Source organism: Pseudorhodobacter sp. E13 (assembly GCF_003991405.1).
Lineage (GTDB): Bacteria > Pseudomonadota > Alphaproteobacteria > Rhodobacterales > Rhodobacteraceae > Pseudorhodobacter.
Map to the genome: position 1 here is coordinate 1 of NZ_RPEN01000124.1, position 10781 is coordinate 10781.

Below are 10781 nucleotides of genomic sequence, written 5' to 3' on the forward strand. Positions count from 1 at the left end.
GACGCCCTTGGCGGTTTCGATGTCGGCGCTGGTGAATTTGATGCAGTTCGTGGTCATTGCTCTTCTCCTTGTTTGCGTTGCAATGATGGTCACCTTGCAGCTGGCCAAGGCTCGGCCACACCGAAGGCGAAGCGTGAGCTGGAGAGGGGCAGGCGCCGGTCTTTTTGCCTCGCGAGGAATGCCCCGCAGGGGCAGGGGAAAAAGATCGGCGGCAACCTTTGTGGACGGGACGACGGCTGCGACCAGCATGTCATGCAACTCAGACAAAGGGAGAAGTGCGGTGGCCGCGAAGGAATGTGGGTGAACAGACGAGAGAGATGCCGCAAGGAGTAGGGATTGTCTTATCGCCCATCCAAACTTCAAGACTCTTCGAAGACCAAAGCCGTCAGATCACAAATCGATGGCAACGGCAGAGCATTCGCCCATCCTTCCGCGGCATGACAGGGGCGTTTGCGTTGGCATTCGGAGATGCAAGCGTCCAGGTACCATCGAGTTGCCAGACACTCATCCGCTCTTATGCCCGACACATGGCCAGACCTGGCTATGAAATGCTTCGCGTGTCGCTGTTATCCTCAGACGAATGGACGTGTCCTGAGCCAGAGATCAAAACCAGGTCATAGCGCGCTCAACAACTCGATTGCATGTGCCAGTGGTAACGCTCGAATATCCTTCGCGACGGGGACTTCATGCGCACCAGCATAGACCAAGAGCTTTCGGTTGGCTCCAATGTCCTCGGCCCCTGTGTGAAATCCTCTCGAAACCTTCGGTGCAGTCGTTCGTTTGATCTCAACAGCCCAGATGTCGCCGCTTGGCAAACGCAAAACCAAGTCGAGTTCAGCACCGGCCGAAGTGCGATAGAAGAAAGGTTCGGTGCCTAAAGGGGCGGCAGCAAGAAGCGCCTCGATACAGAACCCCTCCCAACTGCCGCCAACGACCGGGTGCCCGAGCAAGCCCTCTGTCGTGCCGATGCCCAACAGAGCATGCACGATCCCGCTGTCTCTCACATAGACCTTTGGCGATTTCACCAGACGCTTGCCGACATTCTCGTGCCAGGGCTGCAGGCGTCTCACCAGCATGAGATCGACGAGCAGATCGAGGTAGCGCCCAACGGTCTGGCCGGACACGTCCAATCCCTCGGCAAGGGCAGCGGCGTTCAGAAGGCCGCCCTGGACATGCGCAAGCATCGTCCAGAACCGCCGCAAGGTCGCTGCCGGAATCCGAGGTCCGAGGGCAGGGATGTCTCGCTCCAGATAGGTGCGCAGGAAATCCAGACGCCAGTCCATACTTGCCCGATCGCTCGCGGCCTGAAAGCTGTCGGGAAAGCCGCCGCGCAGCCAGAGCAAGTTCAACTGATCGGCCCCCACCTCGTCAGGTTGCAAGGGGGGCATTTCAACATATCGAACACGACCGGCGAGGGATTCCGCCGTTTGGTGCAAGAGGATATTGGAAGCCGATCCCAATAGCAGGAACTGTCCCGTCCGAAACCCGGCCCGCCGACGCTGATCGATCTGGCCGCGCAAAGTTTTGAAGAGGTCAGGCATCTGCTGCACCTCGTCGAGGATGACGAGTTTGCCCGCCTGTTCGTCCAGATAGAGATCTGGTTCAGTCAGGATTTGCCTGTCCGCCTCACGCTCAAGGTCGAGATAGACAGATGGGCGCTCTGATGCGATGTCGAGTGCAAGTGTTGTCTTTCCGACCTGTCGGGGACCGAGAAGGACCACAGCCGCTTGGCTCTCCAAGAAAGACTGAACGAATTTTTGGGTCTTGCGTTTGTACATACCTTGCAATTACTCCACGATACGGAAGATTTGCAAGGTTAATCTTACCTACGGCCATAGCTAGTTGCTCAAGCCGAAGTATCTTACTACCCCAGCAAAACAGCCGTGGCCAAGGAGCATCGACGCAAAATGAGGGCATTCAAATCCGTATCCAAGGGCCTGAAAGAGGCGCTGGCCTTCGCAGATGGCGATGTGGAAGGCGCGAAGGTGCATGAAGTGTCCGTGGCGGAGGTCGATGTCGCCGAAGTCCGGCAACGGACGGGACTGTCCCAGGCCGAGTTTGCGAAGAGCATTGGCGTCGCGAAAGGTACGCTCCTGAACTGGGAACACGGGCGCCGGCGCCCGACGGGCCCAGCACAGGTTCTGCTGGCATTGATCGCCAAGAAGCCTTCCGTCGTACAGGACCTCTTGCGCGGGGCGTGAACCGGGGCCTAAGCCCCGATCCTCTTGATGCGGATTCCGAGCTTGCGGGCCTTGTCGACGATGTTCTCGGTGATGCCCGAACCAGGGGCGGCGATCAGACCCTGTGGCATGGTCTCGAGCATCTTGTCGTTGCGCTTGAAGGGAGCCGCCTTGCCGTGGCTCTTCCAGTCGGGCTTGAAGACCACTTGGGTGACGCCACGGGTATCTGCCCAGCGGGCCGCGATCATCTCGGCGCCTTTGGGTGTGCCGCCGTGCAGGAGCACCATGTCAGGGTATTTCGCATGGGTGGCATCGAGGACGGACCAGATCAGATCGTAGGCGTGATAATCCCCGCCCGAGAAAGCGATCCGCGTGCCTTCGGGGCAGTGCACCTCGGTCTCCTTGCGGCGCTTGGCCGAGAGATAGGCCCGGCTGTCCACCACGGCGGAGGTCAGGCCGCGATGCGAGACGCGTGAACCGGTGCGGGGCAGCCAAGGCGAACCGGTGGCGGCCGAGAAGTGGTCCACGGCCAGATCGCGCATCTGTTCGAAGGCGTCACGATGGTCCCAGAGCTTGAGCCCGATCATCTGGAGGCGCTCGAGCTCGACCGAGGCGACCTCGGAGCCGTCCTGGATGGCGAGACTTTCCCGGACCTCGAATTCGTTGTCGTCGAGGAGCTTCTGGATGTGGGCAAGCCGGCGATGGAAGATCGAGGTGAGGGACCAGAGCATCTCTTCGAGATTGTCTTCCAGCTGGCTACCGTTGAGAAGGCCGATGGTGGTGTCGAAGAGGGTCGCCATGGCGAGCTCGACCTCGTCAGGCTGGGGCAGGGGGCGATGATCGGTCTCGCCAGGCCCTGGCGTTGCGCCATGAAGCGCGAGGTGGTCGAGGATGGCGGAGGTCACACCGGTTTCCTCGGGGATGTCTGTCTGATGGGGCATTGTCTGGTTCCTCTGTTTGATCTGACCTGATTTGGATGGGGCGATACCAGGACCGGCGGCGACCGGGCCGCATCCGTCAGGATCGGAGCGCAGTGGAGAACGCGCCGCGGGCCGGAAAATTGCTCCCGCGAGGAATGGCCCGAAGGGGCAGGGGAATTTTCTGGCGCGGGGCGCATTGCTGCCCGGGCGAGGAGCACTCAGCTCCGACCCGCCGGTCCATCGCTCCCCTTATCCAAACGGATCAGATCGAACCTGCGGAACCTTTGCCCCGTCAGTCATCACGAGAGGAGACTGGCGCTCACCCGTCTTCGATTTCCAGACCTTGCGCCTTTATGGCCTTGAGAAGGGACCGGCGCAGCGCATCTTTGCCAAAAGCCCGCAGATCGTCGTTGAAATCGCCCATGCTTGGCACGAGATCACCACAGGCAATTCCCAGCGATTCCTGTTGGTTACGTAATCTCATGGATGCAACGCGCCCAGCCTCATCATTGTCCCGCGCGATCCAGATGCGCTGGATGCCCGGCGGCGGGATGAAGAGGCCGAGATGGGTGGCGGTGAGACAGGCGGCGAGGTCGAACTCGGGCAGAGCCGTGCCGACCGAGAGGGTGTTTTCAAGACCTTCACCGACGATGAGATCGGAGCGCGCCTCGCCGGACCAGAAGCGGATGGCATGGCCATGCAGCTGCCCGAGGATCCGCTTCGGGCTCTCGATCGTGGCCAACCCGCCGGTAGACGGGTCGAGATAGAAGCGTGCGCAGCCGGTGATCTGACCCCGATTGTTGGTGATCTTTGCGAGCAGGGCAGGGACCCTTTGCGGTGGATCAATATCGTCCTCGCTTTGCCGCAGGAAGACCCGCGGGTGATAGCGGAGGGCCGGACCAAGCCGTGTGATGCTGCGCCCTTGCAGATAGGTGGCGGCCAAGGTGCCAAGAACCGGCTTGCCAGCGGCAAAGAGCTTGCGCGCCCGCGCAATGCGTTTGCTGGAGGCAGCATCGGGGCGCTCAACCCTTTGGGTGTCACGAGGTAAGGAAGGGCAGGGGGCCCCGCCGAGAAAGGACCGGGCCTCCCTCAGCGTCTCCTTGAGCGTCACGGACCCAAGCCGTTCCTGCAGCAGGTCGATCAGGTCGCCATATTCACCCGTCGCATAGTCGGTCCAGGACCCAGCCTTGCGCCCACCCTGCGCCTGGAGCCGGATCGCGAGACTCTGCCCTTTCGCGCCCGAGGTATCGCCAATCTGCCAATAGTTGCCCTGCTTGCGCCCCTCGGGGAAATACCGGCGACAGAAACTCTCGGCTCGGTCTGCCAGATCGGCCGAGAGGTCTGCGATGCTGCGCCGCGCGCTCATACGGCGGCATCCGCGGCGTTGGCGCCAACCGGATGTTCGGTGAGCACTCGAGCCAGAACCTCGGTGGCATTCACCGGGATAAACACCCGCGTCTTCCACTGGATCACCTCGGTGAAACAACCCATCGCTTTCAGTCGGGGCAGGGCCGCGCCCGACGCGCCGACCAGCTCAAGTCTCGGCTGCCCCATGACCAACGACCGGCGCAACTGGTAGCCCCCGAGCAAGCTCAGGGCGGTTCTAGCCTCCATCACCGCAGCGAAGACCTCCTGCGGTGTCATCTCGATCTGACAATCGAGGCCGAGCCGCGCGTAGACATTGAGAAGCTGCTCCTGGCTGACCAGACGGCCGATGGCGCGTTCCCCATCCTCGGTCTGCAGGCGGTAGATGCGCATGTTGTCAGCGGGCAGCCGGTCCCAGATCGGCAGAAGGAGGCCGCAGATCAGCGTGATCTTTGATGTCGTAAACTCCGGCACCGCCTCAACCTCGGCCTGCCAGAGCTGTTCGAACACCATATCATCGATCTCTTCCCAGTGCGATTTCGAGAATTCGGTGAGGGCGAGGATCTCGGTCGCCATGGGCCGCAAGAGCTTCACCCGCAGGATCGGTACGCCATCCTCATCCATGAAGGCCGGCGCCTTCACCATCAGCGCCGCGCGCTTGGAGGTTTTGTTCCAATAGAGCGTCGCGCCTTTCGTGTCAGCGCAGATGGCTTTGACGCGAGGCAGGGAGAGCGGATCGTTGCGATCGGTGCGCTCAACGGTCAGGGCGGTGGCCGTCGCTCCTGTCGCCTCATGCTCGAAGATGACCTTGCGGTCCAATATCTCGAACTTCTCGGCGCGCAGGGTCTCTAGCCCGACATCGAATGTGCCTGCCTGACGCGCGTCCTCAATTATCGCCGAAAGAAACCCGCCGAAGGCCTCGAAAATCGCGTCCTGCATGTCGATCCGCAGTGCGAGGCAGCGGTTCAGGAACTGCTGGATCGGCGGCAGGTTCTCTTTCATTGTGCCATCCGCCTCATCAAGCGTCAGCCCGGTCATCTCCTGGAACTTCGCGTAGGAGCAGGCGTCGATCTTTCCCGCCCGCAGCTTGTAGAAGAACTGCCGCAAGGCCGCGCGGGCATAGGGGCTCTCGAGGTTGTCCTCGGCGCGAAACATGTTCTGACCACCGGTCTCGCGTTGCCCCTTGGTGATGGCGCCGAGCGTGTCGAGGCGGCGCGCGATCGTGGAGAGAAACCGCTTCTCACCCTTCACGTCTGTGGCAACGGGGCGGAAGAGCGGCGGCTGCGCCTGATTGGTCCGATTGGTGCGCCCCAGCCCCTGGATCGCGTTGTCGGCCTTCCAGCCGGGCTCAAGGAGGTAATGCACCCGCAGACGTTGGTTCTTGGCACCAAGATCGGCGTGATAGCTGCGCCCCGTGCCACCGGCATCGGAGAAGATCAGGATGCGCTTGGCATCATCCATGAAGGCCTGCGTCTCGCCGAGGTTGGAGGAGGCGGGGCGGTTTTCCACCTTGAGCCGCCCTTGCTGCGTTTTCACGATGCGCCGCTTGCGCCCGGTGACCTCGGCCACCGCATCCCCGCCGAAATGCCACAGGATCTGATCGAGCGCGCCCTGCACCGGGGCAAGGGCACCGAGATGCTCGACAAGATCATCCCGCCGCCGCTCCGCCTCACGGCAGATGATCGGGTTGCCATCACCATCGAGGGCGGGACGCGAGCGTAGGTCGCCGTTCTCGTCGGAGTAGGGCTCAAAAAGCTGCGTTGGGAAGCTGTGCATCAGGTAGTCCATGATGTTTTCGCGCGGCGTGAAGTCGACCTGCAGATCGTCCCAGTCCGAGGGCGGGATCTCTTCGAGGCGACGCTCCATCACCGCCTCGCTGGTCGAGACCACCTGAATGACCGCCGAATGACCTGCTGCCAGGTCCGCTTCGATGGCGCGGATCAGCGAGGGGCATTTCATGGCGGTGATGAGATGGTTGAAGAAACGCTGCTTGTTGCTCTCGAATGCCGAGCGTGCGGCGGATTTGGCCTGGGCGTTCAAGGTACCGGTCTCGGAGGAAATGCCCGAGGCTTGAAGGGCTGCCTCGAGGTTGGTGTGGATGATCTGATACGCATCGGCGTAGCTGTCATAGATCGCGACCTGCGCAGGCGTCAGGTCATGCACCAGCATCTCGTATTCGACCCCGGCATAGGAGAGGGACCGCGCGAGATAGAGCCCGAGCGCCTTCAGGTCGCGGGAAATCATCTCCATGGCGGCAATGCCCCCGGCCTCCATCGCCGCTACGAACTCTGCCCGTGTCACAAACGGGAAATCCCCTGTGCCCCAGAGGCCTAGACGCGAAGCATAGGCGAGATTGCCGACGACCGTGGCGCCAGTGGCCGAGACATAGAGGACGCGGGCATCTGGCACGGCATTTTGCAGCGCGAGGCCAGCGAGGCCCTGCTGGGAGGCCTTCTTGTCGCCGCGGTCGGACTTTTCTCCCGCAGCATTCGCCATGGCGTGGCTTTCGTCGAAAGCAATGACCCCGTCGAAGCCCTTGCCGAGCCAGGACGTCACCTGATCGAGGCGGGAGGCTTTTCCCTCGCGTTCGGCCGAGCGCAGCGTGGCATAGGTGACGAAGAGGATGCCCTCGGGCAGGCGGATATCGCTCCCTTGGCGGAACTTCGAAAGCGGTACGATATCGCTTTCGCGCCCGCCGAGCGCCATCCAGTCGCGCCGCGCATCTTCGATGAGCTTGTCGCTCTTGGAGACCCAGACCGCGCGGCGGCGTCCCTGCAGCCAGTTGTCGAGGATCATGCCTGCCACCTGCCGTCCCTTGCCGCAGCCGGTGCCATCACCGAGGAACCAGCCTTTGCGCAGGCGGAAGGCACCGTCCTCGCCCTCGGTCGCTGCCATGAGCTGACCTTCGATCTCGCCGCGCTTGAACCAGCCCTTGAGATGCGTCTCATGGGCATTGCCCGCGTAGATCACGCTCTCGAGCTGCGGGGCGGAGAGGAGACAGTCCGCGACGAGGGCTTTCGGCAGAACGGGTCGGTAGGTCGGCACGGGTGGCGGCACCGAGGCCATCGCGGCGGATTGCACAAGTGCTGTCGGATGCTCCGCCGCGCCGTCGATCCGGATCGCCTGCAGATCATAGGTCTCGTAGACCGTATCCTGCAGCGCGCCATCGGGTTCGCTCCAGGCTTTTGGAAGATAACCGAGCGGTGCCGTCTCGATGTCGTCGAAGGGGTGCCGTGCGCGTTCCTCGGCGAGCGCACGGGTTTCCTGGCGGGCGGCGTTGCGCAGGGAGTGCAGGTTGGTGCGGGTCGGGCGGCTCGGCTCAGCCAACGCTGAACTGGTGGGGCAGGGCGGAGGGCTGCGGCGCACCGGGCAATGGGTCAGAACTGACGCGAGAAGTTCACCCGTGGTCGCGCAAATCGGATGGTAGGCGGCCTCGATATGAGGCAGTGCGGTCTCTCCGGCGCCGACCGCGCGCTTGTCGATCACCGTCAGCCTAGTGTCGATCGTTGTGCCATGCCGCGCGAAGACCTTGCCGTCGATCGCGGCGGAAAACACGACATCGGCGCTTTGTCCAATCCGCTGAAATGTCGATCGGAGGCTTTTCGTGGAGGGGCAAAAACTCTCACCGGTGATGACGACAAGCCGCCCACCCGGCGCGAGACGCGCCAGGGCGGAGAGCACATGCTGGCTGGTCGCTTGCCGGAACTTGCCCTCGACATGGTTCGCAGCTGAAAACGGCGGGTTCATAACGACAACCGAGGGCGTGATCGAGCGGTCGAGCCGGTCGTCGATCGAGGCGGCATCGTGGCTTGATGTGACGGCATCGGGGAACAGGTGTCCCAGCAGAGTGCGGCGGGTTTCTGCCAATTCGTTGAGCGCCAGTCGAGCGCCTGCAATCCGGGCGAAGATCGCCAGCAAGCCGGTGCCGGCCGAGGGCTCGAGCACCAGGTCGCCCCCGCGAAACCCCGCAGCCCACGCGACGATTGCCGCGAGGGGCAAAGGCGTGGAAAACTGTTGCAAGCGCACGCTGTCTTCGGATCGCCGCGTGTGGGACGGGGCCAGACCGGTGAGACGTTCGATCATGGTGAGGAAGGCTTGCGGAGAGGCGGCCTGTCGCTGCATCAGCGCGCCGTAGCGCAAAAGCATCAGGATCTGGGCGACCTCGGCGGCCTCGTAGGCGTCCTTCCAGACCCAGGCGCCGTTGCTGTCGCTCGTGCCGAAAGCGTCTTCCATCGCGGAACGTAGAATGGCGGCGTCGATGGGTTTCCCAGCCTCGAATTGGGGAAGCAGTACGGTTGCAGCCCGCATCAGATCTTTGGCAAAATCTCGGGCTGCGGGCAGATCAGGGCCCTCGGCAGGGCTCGGAAGTGGGACGGAATGGGGGCGAGCGTTCATCGGCAATCTCCGGGGTTGAGGGTTGGCCCCGAGCCCCGCGCGCACTTTCTCACCCGGGAGGGGTCACCCCTCCCGCCCTGTCTCTCGCTCTTTCATGGCAAATCCCCGGTGCGCAATGGCCCGGCGTCATGTCGGCCGAAGATGGCGCGGCACGTCCATCGATTGATGCAGGACCCGGATCACGAATATCCTGTCCGGGTCCACCTCATAGAAAACGAGGTGTCGGCCCGTGATCAGTTTCCGCGCACCCTGCAAAAGATCCGAACAGTCAGACCCCATTTGAGGATTGGCGATCAGACCCTTCAGGGCACGCTCGATGTCGTCGAGATAGCGGTCCGCCTGCGCCTCGCCCCAGTGCCGGTCTGTCTCGATTCAGATATCGACGAGATCGGTTCTTGCCGTCTCTGAAAGATGGATTTCGCGCATCTCAAGTGCCGGAGCGGCTCCGCGCCTCGCGCTTGATCTGATCCATGTCGAGCGGTCCGGCATCACCGGATTGCTTGCCCTCCATCAACGCAACGCGCAGCCGCGCCCGCTGTCCTTCCTGCTCTTCCATCAGGCGCAAGGAAGCGCGGATCAACTCGCTGGTTGACCCGTAGCGCCCCTCCTTCAGCATCAGGGCAATGAATTCGTCCCAATGGGGGCCAAGTGTGACGCTTGTGCTTGCCATGCTCACCTCCGCAATACGCATGAATAAGATATATGAGTATTATGCGCGTTTCAACTCGGGGGTGGGCTTGTGCCCGGTTCTTCGGCGGCGACGGCTCTGGGTCTCGCCTGTAAAACGAGATGGTCTACAAAGGCTCGTGCCTCGGACAGGCAGTCCAGCTCATAGTGCCCGACGAACCCCCAGCAGGCGTCGACCTCCTCGCCGTCCTGCTCGATGACATAGCCATAGACCCGACCAGCGAGGTAGGCGTCGTAGCTGACGATCTCTCCCCTTAGCACGTCTTCGACCCGTTCGCGCAGCGCCTTGGTGACGCGTTTCACGCCGAACTCTTGTCGAACCGCCTCAAGCGACACATAGACGTAACCGACCTGCCCGGAATCCCACGGGCAGTGAAACCCGATGGTGTTCATCGCGAGGCCGGAATGGTCGTAGAGAAACACGGGCAAGATGATCGCCTTGAGTTCGGCGCGCTCGCGCAACTGTTCCATCGAGAGATCGCTCTGATCCGAAACGCCCGCAAGATCGCGCAGGAACGCCTCGGGACTGTCGAACTGATGGCTGTCACCGAGCCGATAGCGCCGGTGCCAGCAGATCAGCGTGCCGAGATTGGACCACTCCCTTGGGCTTTCGGGATCGAGGTCTTGGAAAATCTTGATTGCGTGGCCGTGATAGGCCTCCTCAAAGACGGGGTCATGCATGTCGATGTCCTTTCTTGAAACGAAGACGACCCGCCAGGCCGATAGGGGCGCAGGCGGGTCGATCTGGATGAGATGAGTTTGTTGGTGAGGCCGCCGCCCGGCGGATCAGGCGGCGGCGCGGTTCTGGCGGTGCTGAACGTGTTCGACCGAAACCTTCAGCAGCCATTCCTCGAAGCCGAGAATGGTCTGGTGACCCGTAACCGCTTCGACCCAGGCCGCACGCGGATCGCCGACGATCTGCGTCGGATCGTTGTCGATCCGGCCATTGGCCATCCACGGCTCCGGCTGAATACGGCCGAGCCAGTCTGCCAGCGACGGGATACGCCCCTGACAGTCTTCGCGCACATGCTGCTCGCCAATCCAGCGGATCGGGACGACCCGGCCCGCGCTGTTGGTCAGGCTGCGACCGAAGTGGCGTTCAGCATCATAGATCCCAACGGCATGTTATCTGGACAGTCAAGCTGTCTCTTTCTGAAAACTTCCTGCCGTCATTGGGGTTTTCCCGAGTGGCATCGGTGAGACAGTTCATGGGGGCTTCCTCTCTTCTCATCCC

The 10781-nt window shown here is 62.3% G+C and carries 8 protein-coding genes and 1 pseudogene; 1 reads left to right on the forward strand and 8 read right to left on the reverse strand.

The window, feature by feature from the left end; translation table 11 throughout:
- Nucleotides 1-614: 614 nt before the first annotated feature.
- Nucleotides 615-1778 (reverse strand): ATP-binding protein, encoded by a 1164-nt coding sequence (locus EGN72_RS00815; RefSeq protein ID WP_127044764.1) that lies wholly within the window; start codon nt 1776-1778, stop codon nt 615-617.
- Between the two features lie 129 nt (nt 1779-1907).
- On the opposite strand from EGN72_RS00815, the gene EGN72_RS00820 reads away from it, so the two are divergent.
- Nucleotides 1908-2201, forward strand: a complete 294-nt coding sequence (locus EGN72_RS00820; protein ID WP_127044765.1) for a DNA-binding transcriptional regulator — start codon at nt 1908-1910, stop codon at nt 2199-2201.
- Between the two features lie 8 nt (nt 2202-2209).
- Here the strand turns inward: EGN72_RS00820 and EGN72_RS00825 are convergent, their stop codons facing one another.
- The 7 genes and pseudogenes from EGN72_RS00825 to EGN72_RS19655 all read right to left on the reverse strand — a co-directional run.
- The gene (locus tag EGN72_RS00825) at nt 2210-3121 is read right to left on the reverse strand and encodes a DUF2493 domain-containing protein (protein ID WP_127044766.1); all 912 of its coding nucleotides are present in this window, start codon (nt 3119-3121) and stop codon (nt 2210-2212) included.
- 298 nt (nt 3122-3419) lie between these two features.
- Entirely contained in the window at nt 3420-4466 is a 1047-nt protein-coding gene (locus EGN72_RS00830; RefSeq protein WP_127044767.1) for a toprim domain-containing protein, read from the reverse strand.
- Nucleotides 4463-8860, reverse strand: a complete 4398-nt coding sequence (locus EGN72_RS00835) for a strawberry notch-like NTP hydrolase domain-containing protein (protein WP_127044768.1) — start codon at nt 8858-8860, stop codon at nt 4463-4465. Before EGN72_RS00835 ends, EGN72_RS00830 begins: the two co-directional genes overlap by 4 nt.
- Nucleotides 8861-8986: 126 nt before the next feature.
- A complete protein-coding gene (locus EGN72_RS19385; RefSeq protein ID WP_255417400.1) occupies nt 8987-9232 on the reverse strand; it encodes a type II toxin-antitoxin system RelE/ParE family toxin in 246 nt (81 codons plus the stop codon).
- Between the two features lie 55 nt (nt 9233-9287).
- On the reverse strand, nt 9288-9530 hold the full coding sequence (locus EGN72_RS00845) for a type II toxin-antitoxin system ParD family antitoxin (protein WP_127044769.1): 243 nt from the start codon (nt 9528-9530) through the stop codon (nt 9288-9290).
- A 50-nt stretch (nt 9531-9580) separates the two neighbouring features.
- Nucleotides 9581-10228 (reverse strand): hypothetical protein, encoded by a 648-nt coding sequence (locus EGN72_RS00850; protein ID WP_127044770.1) that lies wholly within the window; start codon nt 10226-10228, stop codon nt 9581-9583.
- 105 nt (nt 10229-10333) lie between these two features.
- Nucleotides 10334-10672: pseudogene (locus EGN72_RS19655) on the reverse strand (hypothetical protein); the annotation flags it as partial.
- Nucleotides 10673-10781: the final 109 nt, after the last annotated feature.